The organism is Bacillus sp. AFS041924 (genome assembly GCF_002577195.1).
Lineage (GTDB): Bacteria > Bacillota > Bacilli > Bacillales > Bacillaceae_G > Gottfriedia.
This window is the reverse complement of sequence record NZ_NULG01000056.1, coordinates 25,927-47,274: the sequence shown is the minus strand read 5'-3', so window position 1 is coordinate 47,274 and position 21,348 is coordinate 25,927. Positions and strand designations below refer to the sequence as shown.

Below are 21,348 nucleotides of genomic sequence, written 5' to 3'. Positions count from 1 at the left end.
CATTAGATAAGCTGTATGAATAGGTAAGAAGGCTTTATTCTAATTGGAATAGCTTCTTTTTATGTATTACTAGTTAATTATTAAACGATTAGGCAAAGATAAAAGATAAATATTGGTCTGTTATTTGAAAGGAATTAATTATGCTTAAAGGTGACGAACGCTTAGATTACTTATTAACCGATGATATGAGGATTATTCAAAGCCCATCTGTTTTTTCATTTTCATTAGATGCAGTCCTTTTATCTAATTTTACATATGTACCGATTCAAAAAGGTACAATTGTTGATTTATGTTCTGGGAATGGTGTTATTCCATTAATGCTTCATCGTAGATCTAAGGCAAACATAATAGGTGTAGAAATACAAGAGCGATTGTATGATATGGCTAAACGAAGTATTGAATACAACAAGCTAGATGAAAAAATATCAATGATACATGACGATTTAAAAAATGCACCAGCTAAAATTGGAAGAGAATTTGTAGATGTCGTTACATGTAATCCTCCATACTTTCAAGATATTCCATCTTCAGAACAGAATATGAATGAGCATTATGCAATAGCTAGACATGAGATTAAGACAAATTTAGAAGAAGTAATTAATGCAAGTAAACAGCTTTTAAAGCATGGCGGAAAATTGGCGATGGTTCATCGTCCTGGACGAATGTTGGATATTGTTACTACTATGCGTAAACACGGCATTGAGCCGAAAAGAATTCAGTTTGTTTACCCTAAAATGGGTAAGGAAGCAAATACACTTCTTATTGAGGGAATAAAAGGTGGTAAAGCGGACCTGAAAATTTTACCTCCAGTTTATGTGTATGAAGAAAATAATGAGTATACAGCTGAGTTAAAGGAAATTCTATATGGAAGACCATAAACATTATCTATATGTGCTAGAATGCTCCGATGCAACTTTCTATGCGGGCTATACGACAAATATTGAGCGTAGAGTAAAACAACATAATGATCGTAAAGGCGCAAAATACACGAGAGGTAGAGTACCTGTAAAGTGTATATTTTTTGAGGAGTATGAAACGAAAAGAGAAGCGATGCAAGCTGAATATGCATTTAAGCAATTAACAAGAGAAAATAAAGAACGATATATGAGAGAGGGAACGAGCTATGATAAAAAGCCAAAAGAGCTTTTTAAATGAAGAGCTAGGGTGTCTATATTTAATACCAACGCCTATTGGGAACTTAGAAGATATGACGTTTAGAGCCGTACGTATTTTAAAAGAAGTAGATTATATTGCAGCGGAAGATACACGTAACTCTAAAAAGCTTTGTAATCACTTTGAAATACCGACACCATTAATAAGCTATCATGAACATAATAAAGAAAAAGCAGGATTGAAAATTGTAGAGGATTTAAAAAAAGGTTTAAAGATCGGGTTAGTAAGCGATGCAGGTATGCCATGCATTAATGATCCAGGTTATGAGCTCGTAAAGCTTTGTTTAGAAGAAGGAATCTCTGTCATTCCTTTACCTGGTGCAAATGCTGCATTAACATCTTTAATATCATCTGGACTACCTACAGATTCATTTTTATACATAGGATTCTTATCTCGTCAAAAGAAAGATAAGAAGAAACAACTTGAACCGTTAAAGAGTCAGCGAAGTACGGTTATTTTATATGAGTCTCCACATCGCCTTAAAGAAACGCTTCAAGTTATTCATGAAGTGTTAGGTGATCGAAAAGTTGTTCTTTGTAGAGAATTAACGAAGAAGTTTGAGGAGTTTTTACGAGGCACAGTTAGTGACGCGATAAGTTGGTCAACGAATGAAGAAGTGCGTGGAGAGTTTGTAGTGATATTAGAAGGTGCCTCTGAGGAAGAAGTGAAAAACAATGAGGAATGTTGGTGGGAAGAGCTCTCCATTAACCAACATGTGGATTGGTACATAAATGAAAAAAATGAAAAAAGTAAAGACGCAATAAAACTGGTTGCAAAGGATCGGTCATTAAATAAAAGAGATGTCTATGCAGAATATCACGAAATTTAATAGGTATTAAAAATGAAGTTAGGCTGTCTTATTTATATGAATTTCTCTACTCATTTTTACTTAGTGATGATCTAGAGAATGCAATTATAATAAGCAGCCTCTTCAATTTAATTATTATCAGCTATAAATTGTTCGATCTCGAATTTTAAAAGCTCTGCGCCTTTTTTACTTAATACAATTTTGCCATCAGCAATCTCGAGATTATTTTTAGAAATTTCTCCAGTCATCATACAAGTCATATTTGGTTCATATTTTTTTAAGACAATTCGATCATCTTGTACAAATATTTCAAGTGTGTCTCTTTCTGTGATGTTTAGTGTTCTTCTAAGTTCAATTGGAATTACAACTCGGCCAAGCTCGTCTACTTTACGTACGATTCCCGTAGATTTCATAAGTAAGCCTCCTATATAAAAAATTTTTATAAAAATAAATGTGCATGTAGTCTTAAAATACAACTACTTAATGCTGTTATGGCTAAATGGATAAAATAAAGAGAAAATGTGTGTATATTTATGAGAAATAATAGAAATAGATGTTACTATTGTGTAAAATTTAACTTATAAAATAAGTATGAAGTTGTAATAGTAGATGGGATATGCAGATAACTCATTTTTCATTTTATAATGAAATGCAAAATCATGCGAATAATTTAGTGTCAATATTTAGAAATTTTTGAAGGAGGACTATTGGAAAATGAGTAATAAAAGTTTTTATATTACAACCCCAATTTATTATCCGAGCGGAAAATTACATATAGGTCATGCTTATACGACTGTTGCTGGGGATGCAATGGCTAGATATAAAAGACTTCAAGGATTTGATGTTTTTTATTTAACGGGTACAGATGAACATGGTCAAAAAATTCAACGAAAAGCTGAAGAGTTAAATGTATCGCCTCAAGAATACTTAGACAATATCGTTGTTGGGATTAAGGATCTATGGACAAAATTAGATATTTCATATGATGATTTTATTCGTACAACAGAAAATCGACATAAGGATATTGTTGAAAAGATTTTTAAACAGTTACTTGATCAAGGTGATATTTATTTGGACGAGTACGAAGGTTGGTATTCAGTACCGGATGAGACATTCTATACTGAGACTCAAATCGTAGATCCTATACATAATGAAGAAGGAAAAATAATTGGTGGAAAAAGTCCGGACAGCGGTCATCCAGTAGAGCTAGTGAAAGAAGAGTCATATTTCTTTAAAATGAGTAAATATGCTGATCGATTACTGAAGTATTATGAAGAGAATCCAGATTTTATTCAGCCTGAATCAAGAAAAAATGAAATGATTAATAATTTCATTAAACCAGGTTTAGAAGATCTAGCTGTCTCACGTACTTCATTCAATTGGGGAGTAAAAGTACCAGGTAATGCTAAACATGTTATTTATGTTTGGATTGACGCATTATCGAACTATATTACAGCACTAGGATATGGTACAGATCAAGATGAAAACTATAAAAAGTATTGGCCGGCAAATGTTCATTTAGTTGGTAAAGAAATCGTTCGCTTCCATACTATTTATTGGCCAATCATGTTAATGGCGCTAGATTTACCATTACCTAAAAAGGTTTTTGCTCACGGATGGTTATTAATGAAAGACGGTAAAATGAGTAAATCAAAAGGAAATGTTGTAGATCCAGTAGTATTAATCGATCGATATGGCTTAGATGCACTAAGATATTACTTATTACGTGAAGTTCCTTTTGGTTCAGATGGAATTTTTACGCCAGAAGGATTCGTTGACAGAATTAATTTTGATTTAGCGAACGACTTAGGTAACTTATTGAATAGAACGATTGCAATGATTCAAAAGTACTTTGATGGGAATATTCCTGCAGTTAACGGTGCAGTAACGGACTTTGATAATAACCTTCAACAAATAGCAAAAAGTACGAAAGAAACTGTGGAAGCTGCAATGGAAAATATGGAGTTTTCAGTTGCGTTAACAAATATTTGGCAGTTCGTTAGTCGTACGAACAAATATATTGATGAGACGCAGCCTTGGGTATTAGCTAAAGACGAAAGCCGCGTTACAGAACTAGCATCTGTAATGGCACATTTAGCTGAATCATTGCGTCATGTAGGAATTTTATTAAAACCTTTCTTAACTCAGACACCAACAAAAATATTCACTCAATTAGGACTAAACGATGAAAGAATACTATCTTGGGACAGCCTTAACAAGTTTGGGGCAATTCAAGAAGATACAAGAGTACAAAAAGGTGATCCAATTTTCCCGCGTTTAGAGACAGAGGTTGAAGTTGCATATATTAAAGAGCAAATGCAAGGTTCTGTAAAACCTGTGGAAGAAGAGAAAGTAGAAGAAACTATTCCTGAAATTACAATCGATGATTTCTTTAAAGTCCAACTAAAAGTTGCTGAAGTAAAAGAATGTGGTCCTATAAAAGGTGCAAAAAAACTTCTTAAACTACAGTTAGACTTAGGAAATGAATCAAGACAAGTTGTTTCAGGTATAGCGGAATACTATAAACCAGAAGACTTAATTGGTAGAAAAGTGATTTGTGTGACGAATTTAAAACCTGTAAAACTTAGAGGAGAACTTTCCGAAGGAATGATTCTTGCAGGTAGTATTGAAGGTAAACTATCACTTGCAACAATTGATCAATCATTACCAAACGGTACTATTATTAAATAATGTTGCTAAGAAAAGTATTTCGTGTAAAAACTAACATGAAATACTTTTTTTTTATTTGTTTTACTGAAATAATTGTTGTGTTGTGCAGAATTTTGTAAAAATATCATAAAAACCACAAATATAATAATAATATGTTGAAATATGGCATCTGTTACCCATATATTGTTAGAAAATGTCATTATATGAAGAAAATATTACAGATACATTACAATGGTAAAATGAGCAAATTATCTGAATTCTATGACAAAAAGTATAAAAGTCTTGATATAACATGGAATTGATTTAAAACAGCTTTAAAATTTTATTAGAAATTGCTTAATTTCGTCTGTTTCTTTTTGTAACGGAATTGTTAACTGTGCGTTAGGTAAGAAATTTTACGGTATGCTAGACTAAATCTCAGATGAGCAAAGGGGAAGTAAAAATGCTTTTTGATACACATGTACATTTAAATGCAGATCAATACAAAGAAGACCTTGAAGAAGTAATTAGTAGAGCTCTAGAAGCAGGAGTTGTTCATCAAGTAGTTGTTGGCTTTGATCGCCCGACAATTACGAAAGCTATGGAATTAATTGAGAAATATGAATTTCTTTATGCAGCAATTGGCTGGCATCCAGTTGATGCAATTGATGCAACAGAAGAAGATTTCAATTGGATTAAGGAATTATCAAAACATCCTAAAGTAGTAGCAATTGGTGAAACTGGATTAGATTATTACTGGGATAAGTCACCAAAAGAAATCCAAAAAGAAGTATTTCGAAAACAAATTCAATTAGCAAAAGAATGCGAACTACCGATTGTCATTCACAATCGAGACGCAACAGAAGACATTGTTACCATTTTAAAAGAAGAAAATGCATCAGAAGTAGGTGGCATCATGCACTGCTTCGGCGGAAGTGTGGAAACTGCAAAAGAATGTATTAATATGAACTTCTATATTTCATTAGGAGGACCAGTTACATTTAAAAATGCAAAAAAACCAAAAGAAGTTGCGACAGAAATTCCGTTAGAAAATCTATTAATCGAAACGGATTGTCCATACTTAACCCCACATCCGTATAGAGGAAAAAGAAATGAACCTAGCTATGTATCACTTGTTGCTGAAGAAATTGCACGATTAAAGAACATATCAGTCGAGGAAGTTCAGAAACGAACTTTTGAGAATGCGTGTAATGTTTTTCAGATTAACAAATGATCTCATGAACTAGTACGAATATATATATCATTCGTCACAGTTCACGTATGAAGAGTTGAAGAATTTGTCGAAAGAAAACTCTTCTACTTCTAAATCTAGTAAACATACATTCAGTAGAGTAGAAGCACTAGTTAATAGGTTTGGAGCTAGTCAATCTTTTTTCTCAGGCGAAAAGGAGGAGTAAAATCGTGATAGACGCGAATAGGTTACTTTCTAGACTTGGGAGTAGTAAAAAACTAGCAGTACAACTTGCAGGAGCTTTAGTTTTCACTGGATCAGTAGGTACAGGAGCATATGAGGGACTTAAAGAACAGGTAACTCTTGAGGTAGACGGGAAAGAACAGGTTATTCAAACACATGCAAATACTGTGGCTGAATTATTGAAAGAACAAAATGTAAAAATTACAAATGAAGATGAAGTATATCCGTCAACCAAAACGAAAATATCAGATGATATGGATATTACTGTACATCTAGCAAAGCCTGTTAAACTTACGATCGATGGGCAGGAAAAAGTCATTATGACAACTGCTCAAACTGTAAAAGAATTATTAAAAGAACAAAATATTAAGACTAATCCTAATGATGTGATAATGCCTGCACTGTCAACACCTTTAGAGGAAAATGGTAAAGTATCTTACGAAAAAGCATTCCCTATGGTTTTAAATGACGGAGGAGTTTCTAAAAAAGTATTTGCAACTTCGACTACTGTCGCTGACTTTTTAGAAAAGCAGAACATTACATTAAACGAACTTGACCGAGTTGAACCAGATGCTGGCGAAATGATCAAACAAAATGATACAGTTCGAGTTATCCGTGTCGAAAAAGTCAACGATGTGGTGGAAGAGCCTGTGGATTTTAAAGAGAAAGAACAAGAAGATTCTTCTATGTATAAAGGTGAATCATCGGTCATTTCAGAAGGTGTAAAAGGACTTGTTAAACGTAACTTTGAATTGATTAAGGAAAATGGTAAAGTAGTTTCTAAAACATTAGTAGACGAAACTCTATTAAAAGATCCTGTTGATCGAGTGGTCGCAGTAGGAACTAAGTCTGTTCCTAAATCTAGTGCATTAGTAAAATCTAGTGCGCCAAAATCTAACAGTAAAGTAAAAGAAATGTATGTTGAAGCAACTGCATATTCTCCTTATGATGCTGGTATGTCTGGTATAACAGCTACAGGTATTAATATTCGTAAAAAACCTAATATGAAACTGATTGCTGTCGATCCAAATGTTATTCCACTAGGATCAAAAGTTTGGGTAGAAGGCTATGGTATTGCTATTGCTGGTGACACTGGTGGAGCAATTAAAGGAAAAAGAATTGATATCTTAATGCCTACAAAAGATGCTTGTTTTGACTTTGGTCGTCGTACTGTTAAGGTCCGTATTATTAGTTAATATTTTTAAAATAGATCGATATAGAGAAAGTAGAAGGATAAGTCCTTCTGCTTTTTTTTATACTAATTTTAACAGAGAATGAAGTTTTATTATCCTTATGGTATGATTACATATACTTGTAATGGTTGGAGGAACAAATGAAAATTAAAGAAATCATCGTTGTTGAAGGTAAAGATGATACAGCGGCAATTAAAAGAGCAGTGGATGCAGATACAATTGAAACAAGTGGTTCTGCTATCAATAAAGATACTTTAAAATTAATAAAGCATGCTCAGGAGACTAGAGGAGTAATCGTGTTTACAGATCCCGATTATCCTGGTCAACGTATTCGTTCGATTATTAAAGAACATGTGCCAGGGTGTAAGCATGCGTTTTTACCAAAGGAGGAAGCAGTTCGTTCAGGTAAAAAAGGATTAGGGATCGAGCATGCTACAAGAGAATCTATTCGAAATGCCTTAATTCATGTAAAGCAGGAATTTACTGAAGTTAAATCGGAAATTACAAAAGAAGATTTAATAGATGCAGGATTAATTGGTCTTCCTTCATCAAGTGAAAGACGAGATAAACTTGGTAAAATTCTTAATATAGGTTATACGAACGGTAAACAACTAGAGAAAAGACTGCAAATGTTTCAAATATCAAAAGATGAATTTGCACAAGCAGTTAAAAAAGTTTTTATGGAGGAAAAATAATGAAGGATATCGCGACACCTAGTAGAACGAAAGAAATATTAGCCAAATACGATTTCTTCTTTAAGAAAAGCTATGGACAAAATTTCTTAATTGATACAAATATACTAGAGAACATTGTAAGTTATGCAGATTTAACTGAAGAAAGTTGTGCAATTGAAATTGGTCCTGGAATAGGAGCATTAACAGAGCAAATTGCTAAGCGAGCTAAAAAGGTTTTAGCTTTTGAAATTGACAACAGACTAATCCCAATCTTAGAGGATACTCTATCACCGTATGATAATATTCAAATCATTAATGAAGATGTGCTGAAGGCAGATGTTGAAAAAGCGATCAACGAATATTTACCGAATGAGAAAGACATTATGGTCGTTGCAAACTTGCCATATTATGTAACGACACCTATCATTATGAAGCTATTAACGGAAGGCTTACCAATTAGAGGGATTGTTTGTATGTTACAAAAAGAGGTAGCTGATCGTATCGCTGCAAAGCCAGGAACAAAAGATTATGGATCACTATCAATCGCAATACAGTTTTATACTCAAGCTTCAACTGTTATGACCGTACCTAGAACAGTATTCATGCCACAGCCAAATGTTGATTCGGCTGTTATTAAACTGATAAAACGTGAAAAACCGGCGGCAGAGGTAATTGATGAGTCATTCTTTTTTGAAGTAGTTAGAGCAAGCTTTGCTCAAAGAAGAAAAACATTAAATAATAATTTATTAAATAATTTTTCTAAATTGAAAAAAGATAAGTCAATCCTTGAGGCATGCTTTTTAGAAGCTGGTATTGAAGGTACAAGAAGAGGAGAAACTTTATCAATTCAAGAATTTGCAACATTAAGTAATAGTCTGTATAAACAGTTAAAATAACAAAAAGATGATTATAAGCTAATTTTCTAATTGGTTTGTAATCGTCTTTTTTATTTGATGTACTATTTTAGTTCCGATGCCCCACTAAAGTTCAATAAACCTTCTTTTCACCCTTTTTTTTGTCCATACATAATCTAAGAAAAGAAAGCTAACTCGTAGAGATTTAAGCAATTTTGGAGGGGAAGGCATGTGAATATTAATGTAGGAGATATTGTAGAACGAGCATCTTATAAATATGACTTAGTTTTTCGAGTAGTGGAGGTAAAACAAATCGGAGATGAAGTCATTGCTGTTTTATATGGTGACGATTTTCGTTTAATTGCTGATGCGCCTTTATCCGACCTGCGAGTAATCATTGAATCAGAGTATCGAGAAAAAGGTAAAAGATCATCTGTTCAAATTGAGGAAAACTACAAATTATTTAAAATGGAAGCTAGGGAACAAAAAGAAAAAAGAAGATTTCAAGCAACGAATGGTTTTAGAACAGATGTAAATCTTTTTCAAATACCAGGTCGGGTTCTTCACATCGATGGAGATCCAATTTACTTAAAAAAATGTCTTGAGATGTACAATAAGATGGGTGTTCCTGTTGAAGGAATCTATTGTAAGGAAACAGAATTACCAACGAAAATTGGTTATTATTTAGACCATTATCGCCCTGATATATTAGTTATAACTGGCCATGATGCTTACACGAAGGCAAAAGGGGACGTTACTGATATAGAAGCTTATAGACATTCAAGATATTTCGTCGACGCTGTAAAAGAAGCGCGAAAAAAAGTTCCTTCTTTAGACCACCTTGTTATTTTTGCGGGAGCATGTCAATCGCATTTTGAAGCGATTATACGTGCGGGAGCAAACTTTGCAAGCTCGCCAACTAGGGTAAACATACATGCATTAGATCCTGTTTATGTAGTAGGGAAAATAAGCTTTACATCGTTTATGGATCGAGTAAATGTATATGAAGTTGTTCGAAATACAATTACAGGTGAAAAAGGACTAGGTGGAGTTGAAACAAAAGGAATTTTAAGAACAGGGCTTCCGTTCCAATCGATGGAAGAGGAATGAGGAAAAGATTTTCTACATAAACGAGTGGACTCGTCTGTAGAAAATCTTTTTTTCATTATGATACATAAAACTTAAAATTTAAACAAATAATAATCGGGTGTTGCAAAAAAATATTGACAGGTAACCCGTATCGTTGGTATAATTTTATCTTTTTTTGACTTAGTTTACATAAGATGGTATACTTGTCATAGTGAGGTGGTATGAAATGGCAAAAAAATTATCTGAAATAAAGGATACTTTAGATAGTCATGTTGGACAACGACTTACATTGAAAGCAAACAGCGGACGTAGAAAGACTGTGGAGCGATCCGGTGTATTAGCAGAAACATATCCATCCATATTCGTAGTACAATTAGATCAAGAAGAGAACACATTTGAACGCTTATCTTTTAGTTATGCAGATATTTTAACAGAAACAGTTGAATTGTTTTTCTGTGATGACCATACAAGTGGACTGATGGCGAACGGGCAGTAGAATTATCTACTGTCTCTTTTCTTTTTATTATTCATGAATTTAACCTTTTTACACATACTAATAATGTCGAAGTGGAAAAAGGGGGTTGCTTTTTTTGGGAAGAAGAAAAGGTATAATGTCACAGGGGTTTAAAGAAGAACTTGCAAAAGATCTTGGTTTCTATGACGTTGTTCAAAAAGAAGGCTGGGGAGGCATTCGAGCGAAGGATGCCGGCAACATGGTTAAAAGGGCAATCGAATTAGCTGAGTTACAATTATCAAATAAGCAACAATAAACAATCTTCACTTCGACAAAAGAATTTGTCTACACATTAAACCGAAGCACATTTTGCTTCGGTTTTTGTGAATCTTTTTAAAGAAATTTCACTGAGATCTATCACTTTCAATAGGCTACATTTTTCTTATGAGTTAATTATGATACAATAGCAAAAAAGTAAGTGTTCATAAGAAGGTGAGAATAATGAAATTAATGGTCAAGGCTCCTGCGAAAATTAATCTTTCATTAGATGTAGTAGGAAAAAGAGACGACGGTTATCATGATGTGAAAATGATCATGACAACGATCGATTTAGCTGATCGAATTGAGTTAGAGCTTATTTTAGAAGATAAGATCGTTGTTACATCTCACAATCGATACGTGCCTGATGATCAACGTAATTTGGCTTATCAAGCTGCTATGCTATTGAAAGAAATGTTCGGAGTTAAATTAGGAGCGCATATTTTTATTACAAAAAATATACCTGTTGCTGCTGGTTTAGCTGGAGGTAGCTCAGATGCTGCGGCAGTATTAAGAGGATTAAATAAGCTTTGGAATTTAAATTGTTCGTTAGATGAATTAGCTGAAATTGGTTCTAAAATTGGGTCGGACGTATCGTTTTGTGTTTACGGTGGAACAGCTATTGCAACAGGACGTGGCGAAAAAATTAAACATATTGATACGCCACCACCTTGTTGGGTTATTTTAGCGAAACCAACACAAGGTGTTTCAACGGCAACTGTTTATCAAAAGCTTAAATTAGAAAATGTTCAACATCCTGATGTAGATCGTATGGTCAATGCCATTTCGAATAAAAATTACGACGATATTTGCATGTCATTGGGTAATGTATTAGAAACGGTTACACTACAATTACATCCTGAGGTTGCTATGATTAAGGATCAAATGAAACGTTTTGGTGCTGATGCTGTTTTAATGAGCGGAAGTGGTCCTACAGTATTCGGACTAGTTCGTCATGATTCTAGAATGAATCGTGTTTATAATGGGTTAAAAGGTTTCTGCGATCAAGTTTACGCTGTTCGGATGTTAGGTGAAAGGGAAAAACTTGATTAAAAACGAATATTATTATAAAATTTTTATAAAATATTCGTGATTTGAGGTGCTGCATGAAAATTAGAAGAAGCTCTCGTCTTGTAGGTATGACACACTATTTGTTGCATCATCCACAACAGTTAGTATCATTAACATTTTTTGCTGATTTATATGCGTCTGCTAAATCATCTGTAAGTGAGGATTTAGGTATTATTAAACAGACTTTTGAACAGCAAGGGATTGGAACGCTATTGACTGTGCCAGGAGCAGCTGGTGGTGTAAAGTATATTCCTAGTATTAGTGATCAAGAAGTAAATACATTAATTGAAGAATTATGCGATTTACTACAAAAACCAGATCGTGTGTTACCTGGTGGATACTTATATATGACTGATATATTAAGCAATCCTAACTATGTTAATAGTGTAGGCCGTATGTTTGCATCAATATTCGGTAATCAAAAAATAGATATCGTTATGACAATTGCTACTAAAGGAATTCCATTAGCGTATGCTGTTGCAAACTTTTTAAATGTACCAGTTGTGATTGTTCGCCAAGACAACAAAGTTACGGAAGGGTCAACTGTAAGTATTAACTATGTGTCTGGTTCTTCAAAACGTATACAAACTATGTCATTGGCAAAAAGAAGCATCGAGGCCGGTTCAAATGTTTTAATTATCGATGATTTCATGAAAGCTGGTGGAACAATTACTGGTATGAAAAATTTACTAAAAGAATTTCAAGCTAATGTCGCAGGAATTGGTGTATTAGTTGAAGCAGTAAATATTGAAGAAAGATTAGTTGAAGATTATATCTCGCTTGTAAAATTATCTGAGGTAAATGAAAGAGAGCAACTTATTCGAGTTGAAAGAGGCAATTACCTAGAAGAATCATTTATTGAAACTAAAAGCTTATAGTCATTGATAAAAAAGTTGTTTGTCATAATAAAGAAGGGAGAATTACATATATGCAATTAATTCATACTGATCATGCACCAAAAGCAATTGGACCATATTCACAAGCAATCATCGCAAATGGATTACTGTACACTTCTGGACAAATTCCATTAACTGTAGATGGAACCATTGTGGAGGGCGGAGTTGAAGAGCAAACAAAGCAAGTATTTGCTAATTTAAAAGCCGTTTTAGAAGAAGCTGGTACAGATTTATCAAAGGTTATTAAAACGACTGTGTTTTTAAAAGATTTATCAACTTTTGTTGAGTTTAATGCGATTTATGAAGAATTCTTTAATGGCCACAAACCTGCAAGAAGTTGTGTTGAAGTTGCAAGACTACCAAAGGACGTATTGGTAGAGATCGAGTGTATCGCAGCTATATAAGAAAAAAACCTGAAATTATTTTCAGGTTTTTTTTATTGGTGCGCCCAGCATGTTTAGAAAAACAAGTTCAATTAATAGTTTATTAAAATGTGCTCGATATTGATTGACCCAAAAACTGATTAATAAACAGCTGTTAGTTTACGCTAAGTAAAGGGCTATTTAATTAGATTTTTATTGCAGACTTTTTTTGATGAATAAGTTGGTTGGAACGAAGGGGTGCTCGACTCCTATGGAATATGCGGGAAGGCCGAGACCCCGTAGGCTCGCCGAGGAGGCTCGGTTCTCGCCCCATGGAAAGTGAGCACCCCGTAGTGGAAATCAACATCACTAAACTCGCTTTATGAAAATTTGGTAATTAATTGACAGGATTGATTACAGCAGCGTAAAAAAACTGAAAATTTCTTTAGGTTTTTTTTATTTTCACTAAAATTCAATTGAGAAACACCGATAAATAAGTTGAGGCCTCTAATTTAGTAAACATTTTTAAAAATTAAATAATTTAAATAAAAAATTTTCCAAAAAGAAGGAAATTATTGATAATTGTTGAAACTTACTAATTATGGTTTAAGTTGAAAAAGGTGGTGAACAAGATGGAAGTGACAGACGTAAGACTACGCCGCGTAAACACGGAGGGTCGTATGAGAGCTATTGCATCAATTACATTAGATCATGAATTTGTCGTTCATGATATTCGCGTAATCGATGGTAATAACGGTTTATTTGTAGCAATGCCAAGTAAACGTACTCCAGATGGAGAATTCCGTGATATCGCTCATCCGATTAACTCTTCAACTCGTAGCAAAATACAGGATTCTGTATTAGCAGAATATCACCGTGTAGGTGAGTTAGAAGAAGACTTTGAAGAAGCAGGTGCTTCTTAAAAATATGACCGAAATGAACCCATTAATGTATAATGGGTTCTTTTTTTATGGTATAATAAAATGGATGTATTTTGTGAAAAATATTAAAATTAGCGTTTTGAGCTAACTAGTATAGGTATTTAGTGATTGATGGAGGATGACTATGTCAAATAAATATGCGATTGTTCTAGCGGCAGGAAAAGGCACTAGAATGAAATCAAAATTATATAAAGTACTCCACCCTGTTTGTGGGAAACCTATGGTTCAACATGTTGTAGACCACGTAAAATCAGTTGGTGTACAAAATATTGTTACGGTAGTAGGACACGGAGCGGAATTAGTTAAAACACAATTAGGTGAAGTTAGTGAATATGCTCTACAAGCTGAGCAATTAGGTACTGCACATGCTGTTATTCAAGCAGCGCCAATGTTAAACGATAAAGAAGGTACTACTTTAGTAATCTGTGGTGACACACCATTAATATCACCTGAAACAATTGAAGCTTTATTCAATGAACATGAAAGATTACAGGCAAAAGCTACCATTTTAACAGCCCACCTTGAGGATTCAACTGGTTATGGTAGAATAATTAGGGGCGAAAATGGATCTGTATTAAAAATTGTCGAGCATAAGGATGCAAGTCCGGAAGAGCTTACAGTTCAAGAAATTAATACAGGTACATATTGTTTTGATAATAAAGCATTATTCGATGCATTAAATGAAGTAAATAATGATAACGCTCAAGGTGAGTACTACTTACCAGATGTTATTGAGATACTAAGAGCAAAAGGTGAAATTGTAGCTGCGTATAAAACAGCAAATTTCGATGAAACATTAGGTGTAAATGATCGATACGCATTATCTGTAGCAGAATCAATCATGCGAAAAAAAATAAACAAAAAACATATGTTGAACGGTGTAACGATTATCGATTCAGCAAGCACATACATTTCTGCAGATGCAATAATTGGTTCGGATACAATTATTTACCCTGGCACAATGATCTATGGAAATAGTATAATTGGATCAGATAGTACAATTGGCCCAAATGCTGAAATTATCAATAGTGAAATTGGTAATGATACAGTTATTAAACAATCAGTTGTACATGAAAGTAAAATTGGTCATTCAACTACAGTTGGGCCGTTTGCTCATATTAGACCTGCATCAACATTAGGTGATGAAGTTCGAATTGGTAATTTTGTTGAGACTAAGAAAGTTACTTTCGGTAACGGAAGTAAAGCATCTCATTTAAGCTATATTGGTGATGCTGAAGTAGGTCAAGGCGTTAATCTTGGTTGTGGCTCAATCACTGTAAATTACGATGGTAAAAACAAGTTTAAAACAACGATTGAGGACAATGTTTTTGTTGGTTGTAATTCAAACTTAATTGCACCTGTAACTGTGAAAAAAGGTTCATACATTGCAGCTGGTTCAACAATTACTGATGAAGTTCCAGAGGAATCACTAGCAATTGCGAGAGCAAGGCAAGTGACAAAAGAAGGTTACTATAAAAATTAATTATAGATAAAAAAGAAAAGAAAAAAGCGGAGGGTACACGAAACATGCCTAATCATTATCCAGACAAGCATTTAAAAGTATTTACTCTAAACTCGAATCCTAAATTGGCGGAAGAAATTGCAAAGCATATTGGTGTAGAGCTTGGTAAATGTTCGGTTTCTCGTTTTAGCGATGGAGAAGTGCAAATTAACATTGAGGAAAGTATCCGTGGTTGTGATGTATTTATCATTCAATCAACAAGTTTCCCAGTAAACGAAAGTATTATGGAATTGTTAATCATGATTGATGCTTTAAAACGTGCATCAGCAAAAACAATTAACATTGTAATTCCTTACTACGGTTATGCACGTCAAGATCGTAAAGCTCGTTCACGTGAGCCAATTACATCTAAATTAGTTGCAAACCTTCTTGAAACTGCTGGTTCTACTCGAGTGATTACACTTGATTTACATGCTCCACAAATTCAAGGATTCTTTGATATTCCAATTGATCACTTACTAGGTGTACCTATCCTTTCAGATTATTTTAGAAAAAAACAGCTTGAAGATATCGTAATTGTTTCTCCTGACCACGGTGGAGTAACAAGAGCTCGTAAAATGGCTGATCGTCTTAAAGCTCCAATTGCTATCATTGATAAACGTCGTCCAAAACCAAATGTTGCTGAAGTTATGAACATCATTGGTAATATTGAAGGTAAAACGGCTATCTTAATTGATGATATTATTGATACAGCGGGTACAATTACACTTGCTGCTAATGCATTAGTAGAGCACGGTGCAAAAGAAGTATATGCATGTTGTACACACCCTGTATTGTCTGGACCGGCAATTGATCGTATCGAAAACTCTTGTATTAAAGAATTAGTTGTAACAAATTCAATTTGTCTTACTGAAGATAAAAGGACTGATAAACTTGTTGAATTATCAGTTGCAGGCTTGCTAGGCGAAGCGATTATTCGCGTATACGAAGAGCAATCAGTAAGTACTTTATTTGATTAATATAAAAATTACATCTTTGCTTTAAAACTGATAAGAGGACGTAACCAGAAGTGGTTACGTCTTTTCGTAATATAACCGAGAGAATTAGAATGGAGGGTATTAGGATGAAGTTGTTTGTAGGATTAGGTAATCCAGGTAGAGAGTATGAAAGAACACGACACAATATCGGGTTCATTGCTATCGATGAATTAGCCCACCGCTGGGGCATTTCATTAACTCAACAAAAATTTAATGGTATTTATACTTCTGGTATTGTAAATGGAGAAAAAGTCTATTTATTAAAACCTTTAACATACATGAACTTGTCAGGTGAATGTGTAAGACCTTTTATGGATTATTTTAATATTGATATAGAAGATGTTGTTGTACTTTACGATGAAATGGATATTCCAACTGGTAAGCTTCGTTTACGTACAAAAGGAAGCGCTGGTGGGCATAATGGTATAAAGTCATTAATTCAGCATTTAGGAACTCAAGAATTTCAACGTATTCGAATTGGTGTAGATCGTCCATCGAATGGTATGAGTGTCGTAAATCACGTATTATCTAACTTTTATGAAGAAGAAGTAGCTGAAGTGGTTGATGGTGTGAAAAGGGCCGCGGATGCATGTGAATATTTTTTAAAGCATTCTTTCGTGGATGTAATGAATCAATTTAATAAAAAATAAAAAACAGGAATTTAAGCTTTCACATTGAATAAGTATAGTTAGTACAATCCATACTGTATATATGAATTTTTTTGTAGTATGGAGGAAGTAATGGAATTATTAGATTATCAGTGTCGGTATTGCTGTAAACAGATGGGGAGTATTGAAAAGCATCAGTTGTTACAAATTTCATCATCGTATTGTCATTCTTTTGATGAAGAATTAAGCGATTTTGTAAATTTTATTCAATCTCCTAATCAAGTAATTTATATTGTGTGCGAGGATTGCGAAAATGCCCTATCTGAGTTTCCGCATTATCATGGATATAAGAATTTCATAAATTAAATTGCCTTTGGTTTTTAACTGAGGCGTTTTTCTGTTTTTTCTTAGGCTCTGTTAAACTAATGGTGTTGTTATTTATTAAAGTCATTTTTTCATGAAAAAGAGTGGGTTTTATGAGCTAACATGCCTTATTGACAGAAGATTTTACTAAAAAACTATAAATATAAACTTCAACTAAGACGATTGTTTACTTAGATTGACTGTTAGGGGAGATTGACTTCGTGATTGGTTTAATTGAACAATTTAACCAGTATAAAGATATTAAAAAAATAATAACGGGCCTAAAAAATGGGCTAAGAGAACAATTGGTTACAAATTTAACAGGGTCTGCCAAAACGTTGCTTGCTGGAGCTGTTTTTAAAGAAACTGGACAAACACAGTTAATCGTGACGAATAATCTTCTTCAAGCCCAAAAAGTATCGGAAGACTTAAAATCAGTAGTTGGGGAAGATAAGGTATTTTTATATCCTGCAAACGAATTAATTGCTTCAGAGATTGCAGTATCGAGTCCTGAGCTTAGATCTCAAAGACTAATTGCATTAAATAGTTTAATGTCAAAAAAACCATCGATAGTAGTTACACCTGTGTCGGGGCTAATTGGGTATTTACCGTCTCCTGATTTATGGGCTAGCTATCAGATAAATTTTGAAATTGGGGAAGAAATCGATTTATCTTATCTAATTTCAAAATTTGTTCAAATGGGCTATGAACGCGTTGGAATGGTCGAAAGCAAAGGAGAGTTTAGTGTACGCGGAGGGATTCTTGATATTTACCCGTTAACCTATGAAGATCCTATACGTATTGAACTTTTTGATACAGAAATCGATTCAATCCGTTCGTTTTCACCTGATTCTCAAAGGTCGATTACAAAATATGAGAATGTACAAATTGGTCCTGCGACAGAAAGAATTATTTCCAAAACGGATTTGCAATTAGGAGTTCAACGAATTGAGCAAGCTTTTAAATCGACTCTATCAAAAATAAGTGATCAACAAGTAAAAGAGCTACTAGTTGAGAAAGTAACCTATGATATTGAGCAACTGAAGCAAGGACAGTTGATCGATCAAATATACAAATACTTTGGGCTAATCTATGAAAATCAATTTAGTTTAATAGATTACGTTCCCGGGGAAACAGTTGTCGTTATAGATGAAATTTCGAGAGTTCATGAAATTGTTGAACAGCTTAAAAAAGATGAGGCAGAGTGGTATACTTCCTTATTGGCAGAAGGAAATGCGTTACATGGCGTAACATTTTCACATGACTTTTTTGAGTTACTACAATCAAGAAAGCGCCAACAAATTCATACGAGTCTTTTTCCAAGAAGAGTTCCTCATACGCACCCTGAACAAGTAGTATCGATTCAATGTAAATCGATGCAAGAGTTTCATGGGCAAATGAATTTGTTAAAAAATGAATTAGATCGCTGGAAGAAAAATAAATACACGATCGTTATGCTTGGTGAAAGTGATGATCGAACAAGTAAAATTGAGAATATATTAGCAGATTACAAAATTGAAGGTAAAATAATTTCTTCAATTGAGCAAATAAAAAATGGTGAAGTATACATCATGAAAGGTGATCTTCGTTCTGGATTTGAACTTCCTTTAGAGAAATTTGTACTCATAACAGAGCGTGAGTTATTCACCAAAAAAGCTAAGAAGAAAAAAAGGATCAATACAAAATTATCGAATGCAGAACGAATAAAAAATTATTCAGAATTAAAAGTCGGTGATTATGTCGTTCATGTTAATCATGGTATTGGTAAATTTTTAGGAATTGAAACATTAGAGATTAATGGAATTCATAAAGATTATTTACATATTCGATATCATGGTGATGATAAATTATTCGTACCGATTGAGCAAATTGATCAAGTACAAAAGTACGTTGGATCTGAAGGTAAGGAGCCAAAGATTTATAAGCTTGGTGGAACTGATTGGAAAAAGGTTAAGAAAAAGGTTGAGGGCTCCGTTCAAGATATAGCTGATGACTTAATCAAGCTTTATGCAGAACGCGAAGCATCAAAGGGCTACGCTTTTTCACCTGATGGTTTGGAACAACAAGAATTCGAGTCTTCATTTCCTTACCAGGAAACTGACGATCAACTTAGATCAATTCATGAAATTAAAAAGGATATGGAAAGAGAACGCCCGATGGATCGACTGCTTTGTGGGGATGTTGGATATGGAAAAACTGAAGTAGCTATTCGTGCTGCCTTCAAAGCCATTGTTGAAGGTAAGCAGGTTGCTATTTTAGTTCCTACTACAATTTTAGCACAACAGCATTTTGAAACATTGAGAGAAAGATTCCAGGATCACGCAATCAATATCGGACTGTTAAATCGTTTCCGATCTCGTAAACAGCAGCTTGAGACAATGAAGGGGTTAAAAGAGGGCTCTGTTGATATAGTAGTTGGAACACATCGTTTATTATCAAAGGATGTTCTATATAAAGATTTAGGGCTTTTAATTATTGATGAAGAGCAACGATTTGGTGTATCTCATAAGGAAAAAATAAAACAGTTAAAAGCAAATATTGATGTTTTAACGTTAACTGCAACTCCGATACCTCGTACATTGCATATGTCGATGTTAGGTGTAAGAGATTTATCAGTTATCGAAACGCCTCCAGAAAATCGTTTTCCAGTTCAAACATATGTTGTTGAATATAATGCAGCATTAGTTAGGGAAGCGATTGAAAGAGAGCTTGCTCGTGATGGGCAAATTTATTTCTTATATAATCGTGTGGAAGATATTGAGCGTATGGCTGAACAGATTTCGATGCTTGTACCAGATGCAAAGGTTGCTGTTGCACATGGGCGGATGAATGAAGGGGAACTAGAATCAGTTATGTATGCCTTCTTGGATGGTCAATATGATGTACTAGTAAGCACGACGATTATTGAAACAGGCGTGGATATTCCGAATGTAAATACATTAATTGTATATGATGCGGATCGAATGGGCCTCTCTACACTCTATCAACTAAGAGGGCGTGTAGGACGCTCAAATAGAGTAGCATATGCTTATTTCACTTATAAGCAGGATAAAGTATTAACTGAAGTTGCCGAGAAGCGTTTGCAAGCAATTAAAGAGTTTACAGAATTAGGTTCTGGGTTCAAAATTGCTATGCGTGACCTCTCAATTCGAGGTGCAGGAAATCTACTCGGTGCCCAACAACATGGATTTATTGATTCTGTCGGGTTTGATCTATATTCTCAAATGTTAAAAGATGCAATTGAGCAACGTAGAGGAATTAAGAAAGAAGATTTTATTTCAATTGAAATTGATATTGAAGTAGATGCTTATTTACCTGATACGTATATTCAAGATAGTAAGCAAAAAATTGAGATGTATAAACAATTTAGACGAATTGAAACATTTGAGGAGTTAAATGACCTACAAGACGAATTAATGGACCGATTTGGTGACTTCCCTGTGGAGGTAGGCTATCTATGTCAGGTTGCTCATATAAAGCTTTTAGCAATTGCAGAGAAAATAGAACTTATAAAGCAAGTTAAGTCAGAAGTCAGTGTGTATTTCTCTGAGAAAGCAAGTGCTAATATTGACGGCGGGAAGTTATTCCAATTATGTAATTCATACGGTAGAGGTATTGGTCTAGGTATGGATGGATCAAAACTAAAAATTACTTTAGATGTAAAAGGGAAAAATCCAGCAGACTGGCTAACTACACTAGAAGGCTTAATTAATGGGCTAAAAAATGTTAAAAAAGAAAGTGTAAATGCTTAGATGAGAAGTTAAGAAAGTGAAATTAATCGGCCTGTAATTTGACAATCAAGAAAAAAAGTTACCAAAAAGTGCTTCCAGTACTATATTTTTAGTAAAGGTGTTAAAAAATCTCACTTATTTTGTATAGAACTTTCGTTGTGTAGGATACTATCATTAATTAAGGGTGACCTTACCTCATTGTCACTCGGATATCTTTCATCAACGTAGAC

General features: G+C 34.0%; 21 protein-coding genes. 20 read left to right on the top strand and 1 reads right to left on the bottom strand.

Features of this window, described 5'->3' with window-relative positions:
* Positions 1-137: 137 nt before the first annotated feature.
* Genes COC46_RS15105 through rsmI form a run of 3 tightly spaced genes read left to right on the top strand, consistent with a single transcriptional unit; the run spans position 138 to position 2,002 of the window.
* Complete coding sequence (locus tag COC46_RS15105; protein WP_098810544.1) at positions 138-878, top strand: tRNA1(Val) (adenine(37)-N6)-methyltransferase; 741 nt, start codon at positions 138-140, stop codon at positions 876-878.
* The gene (locus COC46_RS15100) at positions 865-1,155 is read left to right on the top strand and encodes a GIY-YIG nuclease family protein (protein WP_098810542.1); all 291 of its coding nucleotides are present in this window, start codon (positions 865-867) and stop codon (positions 1,153-1,155) included. Before COC46_RS15105 ends, COC46_RS15100 begins: the two co-directional genes overlap by 14 nt.
* The gene (gene rsmI, locus COC46_RS15095; protein WP_098810561.1) at positions 1,127-2,002 is read left to right on the top strand and encodes a 16S rRNA (cytidine(1402)-2'-O)-methyltransferase; all 876 of its coding nucleotides are present in this window, start codon (positions 1,127-1,129) and stop codon (positions 2,000-2,002) included. Before COC46_RS15100 ends, rsmI begins: the two co-directional genes overlap by 29 nt.
* Before the next feature lie 107 nt (positions 2,003-2,109).
* Here the strand turns inward: rsmI and COC46_RS15090 are convergent, their stop codons facing one another.
* Positions 2,110-2,394: a transition state genes transcriptional regulator AbrB gene (locus COC46_RS15090; RefSeq protein WP_098810540.1), complete on the bottom strand. Its 285-nt coding sequence runs from the start codon at positions 2,392-2,394 to the stop codon at positions 2,110-2,112.
* A 301-nt stretch (positions 2,395-2,695) separates the two neighbouring features.
* Between COC46_RS15090 and metG the strand changes: the two genes are divergently transcribed.
* From metG to mfd, 17 genes are all read left to right on the top strand, one after another.
* Positions 2,696-4,672: a methionine--tRNA ligase gene (metG, locus tag COC46_RS15085; protein ID WP_098810538.1), complete on the top strand. Its 1,977-nt coding sequence runs from the start codon at positions 2,696-2,698 to the stop codon at positions 4,670-4,672.
* Positions 4,673-5,093: 421 nt separating this feature from the next.
* The gene (locus COC46_RS15080) at positions 5,094-5,864 is read left to right on the top strand and encodes a TatD family hydrolase (RefSeq protein WP_098810536.1); all 771 of its coding nucleotides are present in this window, start codon (positions 5,094-5,096) and stop codon (positions 5,862-5,864) included.
* 188 nt (positions 5,865-6,052) lie between these two features.
* Complete coding sequence (locus tag COC46_RS15075) at positions 6,053-7,261, top strand: resuscitation-promoting factor (RefSeq protein ID WP_141550913.1); 1,209 nt, start codon at positions 6,053-6,055, stop codon at positions 7,259-7,261.
* 137 nt (positions 7,262-7,398) lie between these two features.
* A complete protein-coding gene (gene rnmV, locus COC46_RS15070) occupies positions 7,399-7,953 on the top strand; it encodes a ribonuclease M5 (RefSeq protein ID WP_098810531.1) in 555 nt (184 codons plus the stop codon).
* Positions 7,953-8,828, top strand: coding sequence for a 16S rRNA (adenine(1518)-N(6)/adenine(1519)-N(6))-dimethyltransferase RsmA (rsmA, locus tag COC46_RS15065; RefSeq protein ID WP_098810528.1), 876 nt, complete (start codon positions 7,953-7,955; stop codon positions 8,826-8,828). The genes rnmV and rsmA overlap by 1 nt, the downstream gene beginning before the upstream one ends.
* Before the next feature lie 189 nt (positions 8,829-9,017).
* Positions 9,018-9,896: a sporulation peptidase YabG gene (yabG, locus tag COC46_RS15060; protein ID WP_098810526.1), complete on the top strand. Its 879-nt coding sequence runs from the start codon at positions 9,018-9,020 to the stop codon at positions 9,894-9,896.
* Positions 9,897-10,101: 205 nt separating this feature from the next.
* Positions 10,102-10,371 (top strand): biofilm formation stimulator Veg, encoded by a 270-nt coding sequence (veg, locus tag COC46_RS15055; protein WP_097979271.1) that lies wholly within the window; start codon positions 10,102-10,104, stop codon positions 10,369-10,371.
* A gap of 94 nt (positions 10,372-10,465) precedes the next feature.
* The gene (locus COC46_RS15050) at positions 10,466-10,645 is read left to right on the top strand and encodes a small, acid-soluble spore protein, alpha/beta type (RefSeq protein ID WP_098810525.1); all 180 of its coding nucleotides are present in this window, start codon (positions 10,466-10,468) and stop codon (positions 10,643-10,645) included.
* A 185-nt stretch (positions 10,646-10,830) separates the two neighbouring features.
* Entirely contained in the window at positions 10,831-11,700 is an 870-nt protein-coding gene (ispE, locus tag COC46_RS15045) for a 4-(cytidine 5'-diphospho)-2-C-methyl-D-erythritol kinase (protein WP_098810524.1), read from the top strand.
* A gap of 53 nt (positions 11,701-11,753) precedes the next feature.
* Positions 11,754-12,596, top strand: a complete 843-nt coding sequence (purR, locus tag COC46_RS15040) for a pur operon repressor (RefSeq protein WP_098810523.1) — start codon at positions 11,754-11,756, stop codon at positions 12,594-12,596.
* Between the two features lie 50 nt (positions 12,597-12,646).
* Positions 12,647-13,018: a RidA family protein gene (locus COC46_RS15035; RefSeq protein ID WP_098810522.1), complete on the top strand. Its 372-nt coding sequence runs from the start codon at positions 12,647-12,649 to the stop codon at positions 13,016-13,018.
* 590 nt (positions 13,019-13,608) lie between these two features.
* Positions 13,609-13,899 carry a septation regulator SpoVG gene (gene spoVG, locus COC46_RS15030; protein WP_056474486.1) on the top strand — a complete coding sequence of 97 codons (291 nt, stop codon included), beginning with the start codon at positions 13,609-13,611 and terminating at the stop codon, positions 13,897-13,899.
* 142 nt (positions 13,900-14,041) lie between these two features.
* Positions 14,042-15,400 (top strand): bifunctional UDP-N-acetylglucosamine diphosphorylase/glucosamine-1-phosphate N-acetyltransferase GlmU, encoded by a 1,359-nt coding sequence (gene glmU / locus COC46_RS15025; protein ID WP_098810521.1) that lies wholly within the window; start codon positions 14,042-14,044, stop codon positions 15,398-15,400.
* Positions 15,401-15,444: 44 nt separating this feature from the next.
* Positions 15,445-16,398, top strand: coding sequence for a ribose-phosphate diphosphokinase (locus COC46_RS15020; protein WP_098810520.1), 954 nt, complete (start codon positions 15,445-15,447; stop codon positions 16,396-16,398).
* Positions 16,399-16,502: 104 nt separating this feature from the next.
* Positions 16,503-17,066, top strand: coding sequence for an aminoacyl-tRNA hydrolase (gene pth, locus COC46_RS15015; protein ID WP_098810518.1), 564 nt, complete (start codon positions 16,503-16,505; stop codon positions 17,064-17,066).
* Positions 17,067-17,144: 78 nt separating this feature from the next.
* Positions 17,145-17,390 carry an anti-sigma-F factor Fin gene (locus COC46_RS23145; RefSeq protein ID WP_098810517.1) on the top strand — a complete coding sequence of 82 codons (246 nt, stop codon included), beginning with the start codon at positions 17,145-17,147 and terminating at the stop codon, positions 17,388-17,390.
* A 218-nt stretch (positions 17,391-17,608) separates the two neighbouring features.
* Entirely contained in the window at positions 17,609-21,139 is a 3,531-nt protein-coding gene (gene mfd / locus COC46_RS15005) for a transcription-repair coupling factor (protein ID WP_098810515.1), read from the top strand.
* The last annotated feature ends 209 nt before the right edge of the window (positions 21,140-21,348 follow it).